Source organism: Acetobacterium sp. K1/6 (assembly GCF_034438075.1).
Classification (GTDB): Bacteria; Bacillota; Clostridia; order Eubacteriales; family Eubacteriaceae; genus Acetobacterium; species Acetobacterium carbinolicum.
In genome coordinates, this window is record NZ_JAXQGA010000013.1 from 82,398 (window position 1) to 100,843 (window position 18,446).

Genomic DNA, 18,446 nt, shown 5'->3' on the forward strand with positions numbered 1-18,446 from the left:
AGTTGATTAAAATGTTTGGGAAACTCAACCTTACATCTTATTATATCAGATATCGGACGCATTTTTCTGTCGAATTCTGTTATTTATAAGGTTAATACAAAAATGCTATTATTTTCTCGTTCACGGTGCACTAGGAGATGGCGGTTTCCAATTTTTATCTGCTTTCTCATGGAGAACAACACCTGATGATTGACGTTGGTGCCCGAAAGCTTGTTTTAACAGTCTGAGGGCAGTTAATCATCCGTTTGGTAATGGTGTCGACTCACAGATTAATTCTTGCCAAAACTGACTGAACTCACGGAAATACAGCTTTTTCATACTATTTTAAAGGTGAGGGAAAGTGAAACACTATATTAACGACTTCAAAAGGGCCACTCAGGATCACACTGAGGAAGAGAAACTAAACCCCGCAAATCAACCCTGAGAATCAACCTTTCGGTTGATTTTCTTTTTTTTGTTTTCCGATAGAATAAAGACAAGAACATGACAGGAAAGGAAAAAAAGAAATGAACGCGATTGTATCCGTAATTAAACTAAAAAAAAGCTATGATCAAAAGCAGGTTGTCAAGGAGATATCATTTGAAGTCCAAAAGGGGGAGATTCTGTGTCTGCTGGGGCCCAATGGGGCCGGGAAAAGCACAATCATCAACATACTATGCGGTATTTTGGGCCATGATGGTGGCGAGATGTGCTACCAGGGGAAAAACATTAGCGGTTGTCTGAACCAATTCAAGCGAAATCTGGGGGTCGTGCCCCAGGATCTGGCTATTTATGAGGATCTCAGTGCCGAGCAGAATGTTCGCTTTTTTGCATCCCTTTATGGCTTAAAAGGTCGTGAGCTTGACGAAAAGGTCACTAAAGCGTTGGATTTTTCGGGTCTGCTGGAAAGCCGAAAAGACAAGGCCAAAACTTTTTCCGGCGGGATGAAACGGCGGCTGAATATTGCCTGTGCCATCGCCCATGAGCCGGAGCTGTTGATCATGGACGAGCCGACAGTAGGAATTGATCCCCAGTCCCGGAATCATATCCTCAGCTCCATCAAAAAGTTGAGTCAGCATGGGATGACCATTCTCTATACTACCCATTATATGGAAGAGGTCGAAGAAATCTCCACCCGAATTCTGATTATGGACAGTGGCACGATCATTGCCGAAGGCACCAAGGAAAGTCTGAAAGAGGATATCTTTGATGAACGGCAGTTTATTATGGAAATTGAAGAAGACCATGACTTGAATGTGGATGAATTCTATAAAATTGAAGGCATCAAGAAAGTCGAAAAACAGGCTCAAACGTTAACCATTACGACCCTGAAGAACATTGAGAACCTGGATAAGATCATTGCGCTGGTGATCACCAGCAAGACAAAAATCCGCAATCTGTTCTGCCGAACCGCCAGTCTGGAAAATGTCTTTCTCCGTTTAACCGGAAAAAGTCTAAGAGATTAGGGGGTAAAAATAATGACTGCGATCAATTTAAGAAACCTTTATTTAATCAGCCGGGAAGATTTCAAAAACCTGTTTAAAAATCCGATGTGGCTTTTTTACAATCTGGCTTTTCCATTTTTACTGATTGTCGTGTTGGGCTTCCTGCAAAAAGACAGCTACGGCGGGGCGGTGAGCGCCTTTGATTACTATGGTATTACCCTGATGATCTATACGGTTATTTCCAGCGGGATGACCTCGGCCAATGCCTTTATGGAAGTGACGATCCGCAAACCCAACATGCGGATTATTTACGCTCCGGGAAATGAACGATTGATCTACCTGTCCAAGATCTTTTCATCATTTTTATTCTGTTTGCTTTGTCATCTTGCGGTTGCGGTATTGACGTTTGCGATTTTTAAGATCCAGGTGGATGCCGTTCCCCAATTGTTAATTCTTTTGGTTTTGACGGAGCTCTTCTCGGTGAGTCTGGGCGTGATGTTTTGCTGTATTTTTAAAACCGAAGCCACAGCCAATCAGATCCTCAGTATTGTTATCAATATCTTTGCCATTCTGGGAGGGCTTTTATTTCCCATGGATGGCTACGGAGCGGTGGTGCGAAGTCTTTCTTATCTGTCACCAGCTAAGTGGTTGGCCAATACCAGTTTTGCGATGATCTATGATCACAATTATGCCTGGTTCTATCCCACGGTAATGGGGCTGGTTGTGGCCACCATTGTCGTTTTCACTATTTGTGCAAAAACATTCAGAAAAGAGGATTGCATATGCTAGCAGTATTTAAAAACAATTGTAACCGACTCTGGGAAGAAAAAATGTATCTGGTGATCTCGTTGATTTTAATGATCGCGGCCATATCAGCCGCGATTCTGCTGACAACCCGCATCGAAACAAAGGGTAATATCGCCCTGGTGGTCCCCAATCAGCAGGTATTATCGGAGCACGAGTCGGCCTTGATGGCGAACCCTTATTTTAATGTGACGGTTCTGGACGTGGCACCGACGACTTCAGCATTGGTGCAAAGTCGCTATGATGCCGTCATTACGATCACAGCAGATGGCACCGATGCGATCACCACCATCAAAAATCCGGCTTTCAAAACGATGGTTGAAACAGCGCTTGCGAACCCGACTGGTTTTGTCCCGGACACCAGTCAGGCCCGACAGACCGGAACCAATATTCTGGGTTTTATGATGATGTTTCTGCTCATTCAGGGAGTGCTCTATGCCCGGTTTTTTGCCGAGGACAAGGAAACGCATCTCATCAGGCGCATTGCCATGTCGCCAATTCCGTTTATTCACTATATCCTCGGGCAGGGGATGTTCATCTTTTTCATGATTGCCGTACCCAGTTTTCTGGTTTTGGGGGCAGCAGCCCTGATCGGGATCGAGATTGGTTTTTCACTGCCACTTTATGCCGGGCTCATTGGCATTCTGGCATTGCTTTCCACGGCCTTTGCGCTATTTCTGAATTCCTTCTTTGATGTCGCCGATACCGCCAACATGTTGGGCTCCGCCATCATCATCCTGACTTCCATCCTGGCCGGTTCTTTTTATTCGCTGTCAAAAGAGGCCACCTTGTTTGACAAATTGCTGCACCTGCTACCACAAAAAGACTTTATCAATTTTGTCAATGCGCTGGAAAAAAGCGACCTCAGTCAGAGCACCTATTACCAACTGGTTTATGTGGTGGTTTTATCGGGAGTCTTTCTGGCCATTGCCATAGTCAACACCCGCAAAGATTATCGTTACCGTTAATCGGTAGCTCTGATGCGGTCTTGACGGCGGGGTTATTAAAAAGTAAAATGATATATAAGTTGAATTAACATTTATGTAGGGGCGATTATTAGCGACCAAGGGGTCAGACCCTCGCCCGCACAGTGCACAATTTCCAGTTCAATTTGCAAAAATCTTTAATCAAACATAGAGCAAGTGATAAATTGCGCGATTATATGGAAAGTAAAAAATGCTTTTGCACTAGCAAGCTAATGACACCATGGAGGTGAAACCCATTGGATTATGCCCAGCCGTTTAGTTCCATCAAACATAAAATGCCGGCACCACGAAAGAATTATCTGATCAGAGCTCAGTTGTTCAGGCAACTCGAACAGTTGTCCGATTACCAGGTGGCCATTGTCAAAGCCGGAGCCGGCTGCGGGAAAACCACCCTGTTGTCAAGCTTTGCTATTGAACGGGAAATTAAAAACCTGAAGTGGGTCACGTTGGATGAACATGCCAATCAGGTCTTTGTGTTCTGGAATTATCTGATTAATGCTCTCAGCGACTTGATGGATGAACAAACCGATTGCCAGAATCTCCTTGACAGCAATATGCAAAAGGAGATGCTTTATCAGATAATCCCATATTTTCTGAGTCGCTTGAAGACCGATGAAGAAATTGTGCTGGTGCTGGATGAGTTTCAAGTCGTGGCGGATCATTTTTTAGTATCTACCATTGACTATTTCATTGAAAATATGCCGGATCAGCTGCATCTGGTGTTGCTGACCCGAGAAATGCCACCCCTTTATCTGGGCCAACTGGCGATTGAGAACAAGCTGTTGTTGATCGAAGAGGACGATATCCGTCTCACTGAAAAAGAAAGTCGAGACTTTCTGGTGGAGACCTTACAACTTAAAAAAGATGAAGATACGATTTCTGCAATGATTCAACTGTCCGAAGGGTGGATCGGCGGCCTGCAATTGCTGGCCATTTCTGAAAAATATGGAAGCTTTCCCACCATCGGGAGTATGAAACTGTCGGATCGGGTTTTAAATGAATATATAACCAAAGAGATTTTTGGTTATTTGTCTGAAGATCAACAACAATTTCTTGTCAAAACCGCGATACTCCGCTATTTCAATGGCAACATCTGTAAACTGTACCTGCCGCAAACCCCATTTATCCCGATGATGGAAGCCATCCTGGGGAAAAATCTTTTTGTTATCAATATTGACGAAGTTGCCGGGATCTACCGTTATCATGCCATTCTGGCGGAATACCTGAAAAGCTTGTTTGAAAAACAGGCGGAGGCCACTAAGTACGAACTCCATCAATTGGCCGCAACTATTTATGAAAATCTCGGGGATCATGAAGAATGCCTCCATCATCTGTTTGAAATCAAAGCCTATGAAAAGATCATGGCTTTGATTCTCAAAATGCCGCAGACCGCCTTGACTTTCTCTTATCTGATGAAGGTGCCGATGGCGGAAATTGGCAAAAATCCGGATTTTGCCTATCAGTATTTTTTCTATTATTATGCCAGTGTGGACGAAGAAGCCTGCAAAGAGATTTACACTTTTATTAAAACAAATCTGAAAACCGAGAAGTCTTTTGCGGCCTTCCGGCGATCCAATCTCTTTTACAGCAGTGAGTGGGATTTCCGGGCCGCTGAAATTTTGTCCCTGGAAGAGATCCGGAAGCTGCCGCTTAATCCGATTACGATTGCTTTTCTGCTGATTAAAGAAGCTTATTTTCTGTATGCCAATTCCCAGTTTCACGAGGCCATTGTCTACCTGGAGGTGGCCGAAGATGTTTATCAGAAAACCGGCAACATCTATATCGGTTTTTTTGTGCGTACGGAAAAGGCACAGATCTATGAAGACCTGGGAGAGTTTAATCGCTGTCAGGAGCTTTATCGGGAAGTTGAAAAAATGATCGGCCAGGTAAAATCCTTGTGATGTTCTTACTATATTGGCATTGCCGGGGTTTATATCCGTCAGTTGGCTCTGGAACAGGCCTTTGAAATGCTGGAAAACACCCGAAAAATGATGGCTAATCTGCCGACCAACATCCTCCGAGCCTATCAGTATACGCTGGCCGAATATTATTATATCATTGGAGAAGATAATAAGACCGAAAAGTTGCTACTGGCAGTCATTGGTCAGGAAGCCTTTGAAAACAGTTATTTTTCAGCCCGCTTATTGCGCTATCCCATCTATCGGGGGCAGCATCCGGAACTGGCCCGAAAGTTTGTCGAAATATATGAAAACTCCAAGGATTTCGTGGAGAACATGGACTGTGAGCTGCTTTATATCAGTATTTTGTTTGAACAGGGGAAGCCGGAACAAGCGTTTTGGTTGGTCGAAAACCTGATCGCTAAAGCCCGAAAAATGCAGAATAAGCTAAAAATTGTGGAGGGAGATTTACTAAAACTGCGACTACTGGTTACGACCAATGGCGATCAGCGGGTTATCCAGAATCTCTTTATTGAGGCGGTCTCCTATGCCACCGAAAACTGCATCGCTAATCCTTTCTGGTTTGAATACCAATCGGTGATGGTTGTTTTTAAGGAAGGGCAGACAGTATTTAAGAACGAGTTCTCTAAAGAAGCTTATAGTTTTATCGTCAGGGTGCTGGCAGCTGATCCCAAGTGCGGCCTTTCAGAAAAAACGAAAGGCCCAGCAAAAAAGCAAATTGACGCATTGACTGAGCGGGAAAAAGAAGTGCTGGCGGAACTGGCAGAGGGTTGTACCAATTTACAGATTGCAGAAAAACTGTGTGTATCACTGGCCACTGTTAAAACACATATCAATAATATTTACGGCAAGCTGGAGGTCAATAACCGGGTGGCGACAGTGAATAAATCAAAAGCGATTTAAAACTATGAATTGATAAAAATTCGTAGTTTTAGAAAGCAGACATCAATAAAGCCCAAATATCAGAGATTAAAAACACCCATTGACTAGTTAGTCATTTTATTGTATAATCGCATCAGCAAGCTCAGGAGGCAAAAATGGATAAACGGGAAAGAATATTAAAAGCCGCATTAAAACTTTTCAACCAATATGGCTTCGATAATACCCCTACGGCACGAATTACCAAAGAGGCAGGAGTCGCCACGGGAACATTGTTTAATTATTTTAAAAGCAAGGAAGAACTGATTAATTTTCTTTATTTAACCTGCAAAGAATCCTTGAACCGACGCTTATCCTATGGGCTTGATCAGGAGACCACCTATCGAAGCAAGCTTAAACGGATTTATATAAATTACATCGGTTGGAGCCTTGATCATACCGATGAGTTCCTGTTTTTTCAGCAGTTCTGCAATGCTTCTTGCATCGGCGAAACTACCCGAAAAGAAGGATTAAGTAAGTTCAATAACATTATAGCGTTGGTTTCTGAAGGGATTGAGCAGGAAATTATTAAAAATGTCAATCTGGAATACATGAGCAATCTGCTGATGGGGATTCTCAATGCGAACAGCTATTATTTTATTAATAATCCCAATTTGGTGGCCGAAGACGAGTTTTTAGAAGCCTCGTTTAATTTTTTGTGGGATAGTATTAAAACGTAATTTTTTTTAAAAATGAATGACTAATCAGTCATTTTTCCTGGTGATTTCAGCATTGTAAAGAGTGAATCAAACAAAAATCACTGAGATTAAGAGAGCAATGATTGGCGACGATCACAATAAAATGATCACAAATAATACGATCACAAATTATTTAATTATAAATAAAATGAATGAAGGAGCTACGAAAATGAAATATCGGATCAACCCTAAAAATGGCGACAAGCTTTCAGCCCTGGGATTTGGCTGTATGCGCTTTGCCAAAGATGAACAAGAAGTGGAAAGGCAGATTATTTATGCCATTGAGCACGGGGTCAATTATTTTGATACCGCTTATATTTATCCCAAAAGCGAAGCAATATTGGGACGGGTGCTGGCAAAGGGCTATCGTGATCGGGTGAAGATTGCAACCAAAATGCCCCCATACTTAGTAAAAAAATATGAAGATTTGGATAAGCTTTTTGAGACCGAACTGGAGCGCTTGCAAACCGATCATATCGATTATTATTTTTTGCATATGCTGACGGATGTTAATATCTGGACACGACTGGTTAATCTGGGCATCCTTAAATGGATTGAGGAAAAGAAACAGGCGGGGCAGATTATTAATATCGGATTTTCATACCACGGCGGCCGGGACGAATTTAAAAAGCTGATCGATATCTACGACTGGGAATTCTGCATGATCCAGTTTAACTTCCTTGACGAAAACAGGCAAGCGGGCAAAGAAGGGCTTAAATATGCGGCGGCTAAAGGACTGCCGGTAATGATTATGGAACCTTTAAGAGGCGGGAAGCTGGTCACTAATCTGCCCAAGGAGGTTTATAAGGTTTGGGACAAGGCTGATGTGAAGCGATCACCGGCGGAGTGGGCCTTTCGCTGGATCTGGAATCACCCGGAAGTCACGGTGGTTTTATCGGGAATGAATTCTCAGGCAATGGTTGAAGAAAATATCAACGTGGCTTCTCAGGCAGAAGCGAACGCCTTTACCGAGGCCGACTTTGATTTGTTTAACCAGGTTACTGACATCTTAAATCAAAAGATTAAAATCCCCTGTACCGGCTGCAATTATTGTATGCCATGTCCCATGGGGGTTGACATCCCGACCTGTTTTTCAACCTATAATGACCGTGAGATTGAAGGAAAAACAGCGGCGCTTAGCAAATATATTATGCAAACCAGTGTAAAAAGCCAGACGAGTAATGCTTCCCGCTGTACGAAATGTGGCAAATGCGAGAGTCATTGCCCCCAGAATATAAAAATCAGAGACGAATTAACGACCGTCACCAAAGCGATGGAAGGTTTTTATTATAAGCCAACCCGATTTTTGATTAAGCGCTTTATGCGACTTTAGACCACCGCCTTACCGAGTAGCTTCCATGGAGGCGGTTGCGATGATATCAATCCCCAGGTCTAAGACATTGGTAATCACGGGTGCACCGCAACAAAGAACTTCTGTTACCACCACCTGATTAATGGCTGCCATGACATCAAAAATATGGTTTTTGGGAATAGCTCGGGCACTTCGCACTGGCAGCACCGGCATTTCGGCAAAGTTTGTCTTCACCGTTGTGCACAAGGTTCGGGTGGGATTAGTCGCTTCGTTAATGGCAAATTCCTGGCCCCGTTTGCATTTCTGACCAGTAACGGTAAATTCAGGCTGATCCCGGGTGATTGTCAAGGTACAGCCATTGGGGCAAAGAAAACAGATCAACTCTTTCATGTTAACTTACCTCCATTTCAAAAGACAGGATTGTGTTTGAAGTAAGGTTGAGCCTGGAAAAGTCAACTTCCAGACGTTCCATTTCCGGCGGACGCAAATGGGAGTAGTTTTTTCTAAAGACTTCTTGTTCATCGACTTTGACAATAACAACACAGTTTTTCAAAATCTGCTGACTGCGGAAATAGACAATGGTTTTTAGATCATCGTTTAGATCCAGTCGTTGCGGCACCAGGTAAGCAAAATTGGCATCTGTCTTCAGGCTGATTTCAGAACGCGGTTTAGGGCGATAGTTGGCCGCGAATGTTCCGGCCAGGTCACCGCTTTCGGAGACAAAGTCGACCAGATCATTAACATGAAGGGCATTGCCGCAGGAAAAGACACCATCAACCGAGGTCATCAGGGCGGCGTTGCAAATGGGCCCCTTGGTGCGCGGGTCCAGCGCAACCCCCAGACTCTCCGCCAACTCATTTTCAGGAATCAGACCAACAGAAAGAATCAGGCTATCGCAGGCAATTTTTTCACGGGTGCCGCTGATTGGTTGCATATTTTCATCGACGGCGCAGACTTCAACAGCGGTCAACCGTTCTTCGCCATAAACCCGGGTAACCGTTTTAGAAAGATGCAGGGGAATATCAAAATCATGGAGGCACTGATAAATGTTTCGGGTTAGTCCCGAAGGCGTCGGTTTGGCTTCGTAAACCCCTAATACGGTGGCGCCTTCCAGGGTCAAACGACGGGCCATAATTAAGCCGATATCGCCGCTGCCCAGGATTACACATTTTTTGGTCGGCATCTGGCCTAAAAGATTAATGTAATGCTGGGCCGTTCCGGCCGTGAATATCCCGGCCGGGCGGGTGCCATGAATGAAGACCTGACGGGCGGTGCGTTCCCGGCAGCCGGTAGCAAGCACCAGAGATCGGGCCGCGATGGTGATCACGCCGGTTTCATTGACCGCCGTTAGCGTAAAGCCATTAGCTGTTTTTTTAATGCGGCTGACAAAGGTAGTGGTCAAAGCTTCGATCCCGGTTTGCTTAAAGGCGTTTATATCGCGGTCGGCATATTCCGGGCCGGTTAATGCTTCAGAAAAGCGAACCAGACCGAAGCCATCATGAATGCATTGTTTAAGAATCCCACCCAGACGGGGTTCACGTTCAATCAGTAGGGTTTGGGCGCCGGCTCGATGGGCGGCTAAAGCGGCAGAAAGACCGGCTGGGCCGCCGCCGATGACGATCACATCAGTCTGTTTCATTGGGGCGCTCCTTTCGCTTGATGATAGAGGATCACAGAATTTTCGCTGCTTTTTTTTACAGCGGATAGCGGGATATTAAAATGATCGGCAATGATGCGAGCGACCAGTGGGCCACAGAAGCCGCCCTGACAACGCCCCATCCCAGGGCGCAGCCGTCGTTTGATGCCGTCTTGCGTCGGTACCGTCAGACTGCTGTTAAGGGCATCGATGATTTCGCCTTTGCTAATCTCTTCGCAGCGACACACAATCATCCCATAGTCGGGGTTTTCACGAATTAAGGCATTTCGCTTTGAATCCTCCAGGGTATTAAGCCGTGGAGGAGCAATCCGAAGCGGATTAAAATCCGGATTCACCACCACCTTCATCGACTGACCAAGCATCTGGATACACCAACCGGCAATCTCCTCAGCGATGGCAGGTGCCGCGGTGACACCGGGGGATTGAATCCCCCCGGCATGAATGATGTTGTCGGTAAAGAGGCCTTTGCGCACGACAAAGTCTTCTTCATAGGTGGCCGCCCGAATCCCGGTAAAGTAGGCGATCACATCACTGGATTTAAGCTCCGTGGCAATTTGCTTTTGCATTTCCAGAATGCTGTTAACCTCGTCACCATGGGTTGCGGTATCTTCCCGGTCGGGGGTTTCAATGGCATTGGGGCCAATTAACATATTGCCATGGATTGAGTGAATCAGTCCAACCCCTTTGGTATGGCTTTTACCGGTAAACCCGTTAATCATCCGCTTAATGGGATTTTTGGGTAAGGCAGAGAGCTGGTGCGGCAGGATCGCAAAGGGGGAGATGCCCATGCTGGACCGAACCATATAGCCGGATTTTTTGTCGGTAATGATATCGGTTCCACGGCGGGGATGGATGGTAAAGGTACGGTCACCGCCCATCTCAGCAATTTCATCGGCATAGACGCCAGCCGCATTGATAACGATCTGCGGATAAAGGCGGCCCTTGTTGGTACCCACATGGATAATCTGACGATTGCTTGTTTCCATACTGGTAACCTGGGTATTCAGACTGATTCGGGCTTTGTTGGCAACGGCATTTTCAGCCAGAGCAATGGTCATTTCATAAGGACTGGTAATACCGCCAGTGGGCATGTACATTCCACCGATCACAAAGTCCGGCAGGTGGGGTTCATGCTGCCGGAGGGCATCCCGTTTTAAATAGGTCACCCCGGAAATCCCCATGGCCCTTGCCTTTAATTTAAGAATCCAGACTAATATACGTTCCCAGTTTTTCACGCAAAGCATGACCTGACCCTTTTGCTCAAAGGGCACCGACAGTTGCTTGGAAAGCGCTGGATAGATCTGGTTTCCGCGAAGATTATAGCGGTGCTTCAGAGATTTTTTAGAAAAATTGACACCTACATGAACAACGCCGCCGTTGGCTCCGGTGGCACCGAGGGCGACATCGGCTTTTCTCTCTACCAGTAATATATCCAGCTGGTAGCGGGATAGTTCCCGGGCGATGGCGCAGCCCACGATTCCGCCACCAATGATCAGCACATCCGGCTTTTCGCCATTTAAACTTTGATCCTGAACTGTGGGAAGCGTTTTATTTTGTTTGAATCCCTTTAGACGGATGTCATTGATAACACCCAAATAGTTTTTTTTATCAACGGCCAGCTGACCAGCCTTGACGACAGTGTTCCAGTCATCAACGACCCCTCTTAGCACAATACAGCCCCGTTCTTCAGAAACTGTGATCCGGGGGGAGAGAGCTCTAATCTGCTTGCAGATTTTATTAAAATGGCGCATTTTTGTGACTCCTTTGCTTAACATGGTTGGTTTTGTGGTAGCGGTCATCTGCTTTGGTAGAGCGCTTCCAGAATTAACCGGGCACTTTTTTCGGCGGCCCGGCACCGTGCATGGGCTTCGTCAGGGGTGGCACCGCAAACCACCATGCCATGATTTTCCATCACACAGGCGCGGTTGTCTTTGATCGCCTTGACAACATTTACCGACAGTTGTTTGGAAGTGGGGAAGGCATATTCGGCCAGTTCCACATCGCCGCCCAGGCATTTGGCCAGTTCCGCGTTGGGGGGCACTATTTTTTGATGGGCGGCGGCAAAAACGCTGCCATAAACGGGATGGGTGTGGATGATACAGTGGACATTCGGATGGCTGGCATAAAGGGCCGCATGAAGGGCCTTTTCACCGGTCGGTTTGAGCTTTCCTTCGTATTTTAAGGTGTTTATTTCAACCTGCACCATGTCATAAGGCGTGAGCGTTAAATAGCCCATCCCGGAGGGTGTGCACAGCAAGTACTGATGATCCAGTCGAATGGAGATATTACCCCAGGTCCCCTGAACCAGGTTTTCCCGGGAAAGCGACTGCCCCAGCTCAACAAGTTGATTTCGCAGGGTCAGCTCATGACTGGATAAGCTCCGGGAAAGATCAGAAGGCGTCTGATGAGGAAGCGATCCTGAAATTTTTGAATAGGAGAGCTCATAGCCCAGATGCATGATCTGCGCCTCAAGCGGTTTTAATGTTTTGGCACCGCCTAACATAATGGCCTGCAAATGAACCTGAGCCGCTTTTTCCATCAATAGGGTAACGATCAAGGCTTCACCAAGATTCTTCCCCACGGCGATAGCGCCCTGCTTGTCGGGATCATTGCTTTTTATCAGGCAGCCGCGATTTTTTTTAAAAACACGGTTTATCTTTTTTACTTCATCAAAGGCACATGTTTTCATCGTCAGACCAATAATTTGCGCCATATCATCCAGAGCAGCAGGAATATCCTGCCCCATTTTGGCCGCCAGTGAACAAAACCGTGAATGGGTTAGAATAACGGCGTTTTTTTTGTGGTCGGCAAGAAAAATTGAGTAAGCCAGCTGATTAGCGGTGCGTAATTCTTCCTGATTGATTAGGCTGAAATGGTGATCGTCGCAATCATGTGAATGAGTAACGGGTACCGTCGCCAAAAAGGCATCATCAGAAAGTCGCAGAGCCAGAAAGGCATTGCCCAGTTCAATGTTAGCTGATTTTAATTGGTTGATACAGGAATTAAGAGCTTCTCGGGCATTCTTTTCATTACTCATTGAGGGCTGCTCTTATTTTCTCTTGCAAGATCAGCACCTCGCTGTCAATGTTCCAAACCCCAAGTCGCACAATTAAAAACGGTAACCGCCAGGGTGCAATTTCTGCATCGGTCATTCCGGTTATTTTTTGATATTCGTTTAGATATCGTTTACAAAGAAGTTTTCGGACCGTTTCCAGAGCCATTGCCACCGCCTTGTTAAGACCAGGAATCATTTCACCTTCGTTTAAGAGATAGAGGGTAGCCGCTACATCTGCCGCCGGGACGCCACGAGCAGCGGTCATCCAGTCGATGATCGTTGCAGACTGACGATCTGACATAGTATTGTCCGGATGATAATCAAGATGCAAGATGGCATTTCCATCAGGGAGTTTCGAAAGCTTTACTAAGATGTTGTCTTTTTCCGTTTCGGTTAAGAAAGAAAGGGGTTGGGAATCGAGGGTGGTGATAACCATCTCATTGTAACTACGGATAATATAAGTTTGGGTATTGTGCAATTGAGTCTGCAATTTTACCATCAGTTTAGGGACTCCAAAAGCAGTGGTGGGATAGGATCCCGCGAGGCTGATTAAGGGTTGGCCACGAACACTTTCAATGATCATCCCGGTTCTGTTTTTTATTTGAATCAACCCATAACATTTTACCTTGGTGACACCTTTTTCATAGGCTTCGATGGTATTTATTTTTTCGTTTTCAATGAGGAATGGATCGACTTCGGGGTTAAAAAGCTTTAGTAACCGGGAGCCTTCCCAGGCATAGATCTCAGAAGATCGGCTGGTGAACAAGGGGGAATCAAGTCGCTCTGGGGGATAGTTGGCAACACGCATAGCTTCGCTCTCCTTTAAGGGATTATAAAACACCTTAAATATCACAAATGTGAATGCTGAAGTGTCTTATTAATTCTCATTATATCTTTCTAGAATAAGGAATGTCAATGAAGGTGGAACAAGAAGCACAAATGTGAATGCTTGACAAATTACAGGTGCGGCGATATTATGGGAACAATGCAACACGAATATTGAATAAGAGAAAGAGGGAACAAATGAAACTAAACGATGATCAGTTGCTCATTTTGCGTATCGCAAAATACTATTATCTTGATGGCTTGAGTCAACAGGAAATAGCGCAAAAAGAAAACATTCACCGTTCTCAAATTTCACGTATCCTTAAACTGGCACGCGAGCTGGGATATGTTAAAATTCGGGTCAGCACCCCGGAAAGCTGTACGGCTGATGGATTAGGCAGCCAGATCCGCGAAATGTTGGGGCTAAAGGATGTTTTCGTAGCACCTTCGTTATCGAAACAGCCGGATCAATCCGAGGCGTTATACTTTTTTGCGGCGCGTCAACTTGAAGAGATCCTGCCGGAGTGTAAAAATATCGGCATTGGCTTAGGCAAAACGCTGTACCATGTGGCGTCTCAACTGACAAAAAAACGGGTGGATAAGCCGCTTAAGTTTTTCTCGGTGGTGGGATCATCCGGCACCAATAATCCCTATTTACAGCCCAGCGTCATTTTGGATAATTTCGCCAGGCAGTTTGGTGGCAGCTGTCATTACAACACCTTTACCATTTGTCAAAAGCGAAGTATGATGTCATCATACGATTTGAAACGCTTTGACGAACTGAAACAGGCTTATGAAAAACTGGATACGGTTGTTTTATCGATTGCCGGCCCGATGAATATTAGTTATCCATATTTTGACGAATTTTCATTGTTTCGAAAAAAGTTTGACATTACTCAGGCTTTATTTAGATCTCACGCCAATCTTTTAGGACATGTCATGTACGAAAACCATGAATCACTCCAATTACCGGAGGATTATTTTATGACAAGCATGGATTTATCAGTACTGGAACAAACCAAGAATGTCATCTGCATTGCCCATGGCAAGGAGAAGCTAGATCCGATTATCAGTGCCGCCAGACAGCATTATATCAAGGTTCTGATCACCGATGAGGCGACGGCCCAAGCGCTCATTCAGAAATTGCATTAAGACTGAGATGATGATATAGTCACATAATGGATTTAAGATAACGAAGGAGAATTGATTATGAAAGTAGCCGTCTATAAAATAAATGCCTTTGCTAAAACAAAAGAAGGTGGCAATGCAGCCGGTGTTGTGAAAAATGCCGAAACGTTATCGGAAAAGGAAATGAGAAAAATTGCTGCAATGCTGGGATTTAGCGAAACCGCTTTTATATTGGGATCAGACGTAGCAGACTTTAAAGTGCGATTTTTTACGCCAAATGAAGAGGTTGATTTATGCGGTCATGCAACGATTGCCACCTTCTATACTATGGCAAGTCTGGGATTGTTAAAACCAGGCAGATATAAACAGGAGACCAAAGCCGGAATCCTGGGCATCGAAATTAAAGAAGATAAAGCTGTTATGATGAATCAGTCGATTCCCGTGTTTTCTGAGATTATTAAGAAAGATGAACTTGCCGATTCGTTGAATATTTTTGCTTCACAAATGCCAGAAGATTTGTCAGCCCAAGTCGTATCAACAGGACTTCGGGATATTATGGTCCCCGTAAAAAGTCTTAAGATTTTAAACGAAATAAAACCGGATATGGGGAAAATTAAGGCAATTAGCCAAAAATACAATGCCGTTGGGTATCATGTTTTTACCTTGGAATCCTTACATGGCGCTTACGCAAGTTGCAGAAACTTTGCTCCGCTTTATGATATTCCAGAAGAATCAGCAACCGGAACCTCAAATGGTGCACTTGGGTGCTACCTGTATCATTATGGAAAAATAAACAACGAGCAGGCATCGAACATTGTGTTTGAGCAAGGATATTCGATGAAAAAACCATCTGAAATACTGGTCTCGTTAACCGTTAAGAATAAGGAAATTCTCGAAGTTAAGGTGGGCGGGAGTGCAAAAAATTTAACTTTATCAGAAGTTGAGATATAAAAACATAACTAAGGGTATCTTTTATTTGTTCATGGCATGTGGAGACGGTTGTATTGATAGCACATAGATAACCCGTAGTTATACGGTTTTTATATACTTAACGCATTCTAAAACACCTGCTTTTATTTCTTCAAGTACACCAAAACCATTACCTAAATCAAGGTTTTCATTTAGCGGTGTTTTGATAATGTAGTCTACTTGGTTAGGATTATTATTTAGTGCGTAAGGTATTGTCTTGGCTCTTAGTTTTTCGTAATACGCACATTGTATTTTACGGTTATAGCCTGATACCCACACCTCAAAGCGAAAATCCTTGTGAATGAAAATGACCTGAATTTTCAAACCGCTCGCTCTCAATTCGTCATCGCTAAGCTGAAAATAGGCAAAATCCATATTATTTTCAACAATATGACCGGAAAAATCATACTCCGGTAGGGCTTTCTTAAGCTCAGTGCGCAAAAATCGAAAAAGCTTTATAAATTCCTGATATCCTTTTTGTAAATCAGTGGTTTTGATAAGTTCTTTATACTCACTGAGGTAATTTCTATTAAATTTCATCACCAATACCTCCAATTATTCGATAGTGAATTAGGTTGATTAAGGGTAAGCGTCAAATACAGCCCACATTGAAAAGCAGTCCAATTGATGAGATAATGTTCTCACAAAAGGACTGCTTTTTTATAGCGGTTATTCTTTATTGATAGTTGACCGGCATTCTTCCGGCAGTGTCTCAGACCAGGGCAACAAATGATCAAGGGATTGGTCACCGGTGATTGCGGTATTGGGCAATTGCGTAAGCAGGTAATCGAGATAGTAGAAGGGATTCAAACCGTTGAGTTTGGCAGTCACAACGATACTGTAGAGCGTTGCACTGGCTTTGGCACCATGGGGTGTTTTGCAGAAGAGAAAGTTTTTACGACCAACGACAAAATGTTTGATCGCCTGTTCAGCCAGATTGCTTGAGAGTTCACATTGACCATCGTGAAGAATATTGGTCAGCAGTTCCCAGTTGGACAGGCTGTAGGCAATGGCTTTTCCCAGTTTGCTTTTAGGTACCACCTGCGGCTCCATGGTTTTGAGCCATGATAAATAAGCCTCCATGACCGGCTTCAGTTCAAGGATGCGTTTTTCGTGTCGTTCTTCGGGCGTAAGCTCATCTTCTGCCCATTGCTTTTCCAGACGAAACATCTGTCTGAAAAAAATCAGGGCGTCATGGGCATGGGTGGATTCAATTTGGGCTTCTTTGGGCAACGCCTTGATTGCATCGGTATAATAGCGCCTGGCATGAGCGAGGCAACCGACCCGGGTTACGTTGTTCACCTTGTTGTACCCACCAAAATCATCCGTCTGCAAAAATCCGCTAAAATCCTTGAGGAATTCAGCGGCATGTCGACCAGCGCGGGAGGGCTGGTATTCATACAGGACAATGACTTTTCCATGCTTGCCGCTGCGATATACCCACATATAGGCTTTGCTGTCACAGGGTTTCCCATCTTTGGTCAGCACCTGCATGGGACTTTCATCGGCGATGATGAAGGTTTCTTCCATCAGCCTTTTTTTCATGACTTCATACAGGGGCTCAAGCCACCACTCACTGGCTTTAATGATCCAGTTGGCCATGTTCTGTTTTGACAGTTCAATCCCGAAATCACCAAAGATCCGTTCCTGTCGGGTAAGGGGCAGGGCGGCTGAATACTTCTGATACATCAGATAGGCAATCAGGCTTGGCGATGCAAAACTCCCGGGAATCACCGGAGCCGGCATGGGTGCCGTAATGATGGGGGTTTTGTCGGCGTTCTGCTCACAGTTACGGCAGGCATAGACTTTGCGCACATGTTCCACAACAACGACCTGAGCCGGGATGACTTTGAGTTCTTTGCGGATTTCTTCGGTCATTTCATGTAGCGGTGATTGACAGACTTCACAGATTTGCTCATCTTCAGACAATTGATAGACAATGCGTTCCACTGGCAGATCCGAAAAGCTCTCTTTATTCAGACCCCGTTTCTGTTTCCGTTTAACGACGATGGTCTCAAGAACCGGCTCGACCTGCTCCGGTCGAGCGGTGATTTCAGCTTCGTTGAAAAAAGACAACTGATCATCGGACACCGTCTCACTGGATTTCCCAAAGCGTCTGGCCGCATTGAGGCGAAACTGTTCTTCATACCATTTCAATTTGGTCTGGGCAATCTCCAGTTCATGGGCCAGTTTGGCATTTTCATTTTTCAGATCATCTACGGTGTCACTATTCTGTTTTTTCTGAGTTGTTTCCACGACTTCTTTCATGCCCTTATTATACCATGCGAAATCCGACAAAAAAAGCTTTATTTAGCCAATCCCAGGTCTTTTTTCTCAGATCATAATCCGTCCGGTGGCTTCGGTGTGGGCCGTTTTCTGCTCGACGGACATGCCATCGAGTAACCATCGAAAAGAGCGCTCTGAGATCGAAAGAGCCCCACAATGGCCGTTTTCCGGCCATTGAAAAGATCCTTTCTCCAACCGTTTGTAATGAATCCAGAAGCCATTGTGATCCCAGACCAGAATCTTAATCAGGTTCCTGCGTTTATTGCAGAAGGCAAAGAGATGGGTTGAAAATGGATCCATTTGCAGCACATGGGAAACAATCAGTGCCAGACCATCAATGCTTTTTCGCAGATCGGTGGCACCCAGTGCCAGATGGACCTGTTGGATGCACTATGTGTTAAGATAGTTGTCAGGTGATTGAATTTACTATATTATAGTAAATATATAAAAGGATAGGAGTATCAC

17 protein-coding genes are annotated in these 18,446 nt (G+C 44.7%); 9 read left to right on the forward strand and 8 right to left on the reverse strand.

Going from position 1 to position 18,446, the window contains the following annotated elements:
- Positions 1 to 506 precede the first annotated feature (506 nt).
- The 7 genes from U2P91_RS12365 (at position 507) to U2P91_RS12395 (ending at position 8,082) form a co-directional block, all read left to right on the forward strand.
- On the forward strand, positions 507 to 1,445 hold the full coding sequence (locus U2P91_RS12365; protein WP_322519742.1) for an ABC transporter ATP-binding protein: 939 nt from the start codon (positions 507 to 509) through the stop codon (positions 1,443 to 1,445).
- 12 nt (positions 1,446 to 1,457) lie between these two features.
- A complete protein-coding gene (locus U2P91_RS12370) occupies positions 1,458 to 2,213 on the forward strand; it encodes an ABC transporter permease (RefSeq protein ID WP_322519743.1) in 756 nt (251 codons plus the stop codon).
- Positions 2,207 to 3,196 carry an ABC transporter permease gene (locus U2P91_RS12375; RefSeq protein WP_322519744.1) on the forward strand — a complete coding sequence of 330 codons (990 nt, stop codon included), beginning with the start codon at positions 2,207 to 2,209 and terminating at the stop codon, positions 3,194 to 3,196. Before U2P91_RS12370 ends, U2P91_RS12375 begins: the two co-directional genes overlap by 7 nt.
- Positions 3,197 to 3,450: 254 nt before the next feature.
- Positions 3,451 to 5,115: a hypothetical protein gene (locus tag U2P91_RS12380; RefSeq protein WP_322519745.1), complete on the forward strand. Its 1,665-nt coding sequence runs from the start codon at positions 3,451 to 3,453 to the stop codon at positions 5,113 to 5,115.
- 66 nt (positions 5,116 to 5,181) lie between these two features.
- On the forward strand, positions 5,182 to 6,036 hold the full coding sequence (locus tag U2P91_RS12385) for a response regulator transcription factor (RefSeq protein WP_322519746.1): 855 nt from the start codon (positions 5,182 to 5,184) through the stop codon (positions 6,034 to 6,036).
- Between the two features lie 134 nt (positions 6,037 to 6,170).
- Entirely contained in the window at positions 6,171 to 6,731 is a 561-nt protein-coding gene (locus tag U2P91_RS12390; protein WP_322519747.1) for a TetR/AcrR family transcriptional regulator, read from the forward strand.
- Between the two features lie 187 nt (positions 6,732 to 6,918).
- Positions 6,919 to 8,082, forward strand: coding sequence for an aldo/keto reductase (locus U2P91_RS12395; protein ID WP_322519748.1), 1,164 nt, complete (start codon positions 6,919 to 6,921; stop codon positions 8,080 to 8,082).
- A gap of 9 nt (positions 8,083 to 8,091) precedes the next feature.
- Here U2P91_RS12395 and U2P91_RS12400 read toward each other — a convergent pair whose 3' ends face one another.
- The 5 genes from U2P91_RS12400 to U2P91_RS12420 are packed head-to-tail and all read right to left on the reverse strand — an operon-like array spanning position 8,092 to position 13,581.
- The gene (locus tag U2P91_RS12400) at positions 8,092 to 8,451 is read right to left on the reverse strand and encodes a DUF1667 domain-containing protein (RefSeq protein WP_322519749.1); all 360 of its coding nucleotides are present in this window, start codon (positions 8,449 to 8,451) and stop codon (positions 8,092 to 8,094) included.
- Between the two features lies 1 nt (position 8,452).
- Entirely contained in the window at positions 8,453 to 9,700 is a 1,248-nt protein-coding gene (locus tag U2P91_RS12405; protein WP_322519750.1) for an NAD(P)/FAD-dependent oxidoreductase, read from the reverse strand.
- Positions 9,697 to 11,469: an FAD-dependent oxidoreductase gene (locus tag U2P91_RS12410; RefSeq protein WP_322519751.1), complete on the reverse strand. Its 1,773-nt coding sequence runs from the start codon at positions 11,467 to 11,469 to the stop codon at positions 9,697 to 9,699. The genes U2P91_RS12405 and U2P91_RS12410 overlap by 4 nt, the downstream gene beginning before the upstream one ends.
- A 44-nt stretch (positions 11,470 to 11,513) precedes the next feature.
- The gene (locus U2P91_RS12415) at positions 11,514 to 12,755 is read right to left on the reverse strand and encodes a class II aldolase/adducin family protein (protein WP_322519752.1); all 1,242 of its coding nucleotides are present in this window, start codon (positions 12,753 to 12,755) and stop codon (positions 11,514 to 11,516) included.
- The gene (locus U2P91_RS12420) at positions 12,748 to 13,581 is read right to left on the reverse strand and encodes a phosphotransferase (protein ID WP_322519753.1); all 834 of its coding nucleotides are present in this window, start codon (positions 13,579 to 13,581) and stop codon (positions 12,748 to 12,750) included. The genes U2P91_RS12415 and U2P91_RS12420 overlap by 8 nt, the downstream gene beginning before the upstream one ends.
- A 215-nt stretch (positions 13,582 to 13,796) precedes the next feature.
- Between U2P91_RS12420 and U2P91_RS12425 the strand changes: the two genes are divergently transcribed.
- Together U2P91_RS12425 and U2P91_RS12430 are read left to right on the forward strand one after the other, a co-directional pair.
- Positions 13,797 to 14,750, forward strand: a complete 954-nt coding sequence (locus U2P91_RS12425; RefSeq protein WP_322519754.1) for a sugar-binding transcriptional regulator — start codon at positions 13,797 to 13,799, stop codon at positions 14,748 to 14,750.
- A 57-nt stretch (positions 14,751 to 14,807) separates the two neighbouring features.
- Entirely contained in the window at positions 14,808 to 15,677 is an 870-nt protein-coding gene (locus U2P91_RS12430; protein WP_322519755.1) for a PhzF family phenazine biosynthesis protein, read from the forward strand.
- A gap of 78 nt (positions 15,678 to 15,755) precedes the next feature.
- On the opposite strand, the gene U2P91_RS12435 is transcribed toward U2P91_RS12430, so the two are convergent.
- From U2P91_RS12435 to tnpB, 3 genes are all read right to left on the reverse strand, one after another.
- The gene (locus U2P91_RS12435; protein ID WP_111889100.1) at positions 15,756 to 16,235 is read right to left on the reverse strand and encodes a DUF7000 family protein; all 480 of its coding nucleotides are present in this window, start codon (positions 16,233 to 16,235) and stop codon (positions 15,756 to 15,758) included.
- Positions 16,236 to 16,364: 129 nt separating this feature from the next.
- Complete coding sequence (tnpC, locus tag U2P91_RS12440) at positions 16,365 to 17,963, reverse strand: IS66 family transposase (protein WP_111889101.1); 1,599 nt, start codon at positions 17,961 to 17,963, stop codon at positions 16,365 to 16,367.
- A gap of 66 nt (positions 17,964 to 18,029) precedes the next feature.
- Entirely contained in the window at positions 18,030 to 18,368 is a 339-nt protein-coding gene (tnpB, locus tag U2P91_RS12445) for an IS66 family insertion sequence element accessory protein TnpB (RefSeq protein ID WP_111889102.1), read from the reverse strand.
- Positions 18,369 to 18,446: the final 78 nt, after the last annotated feature.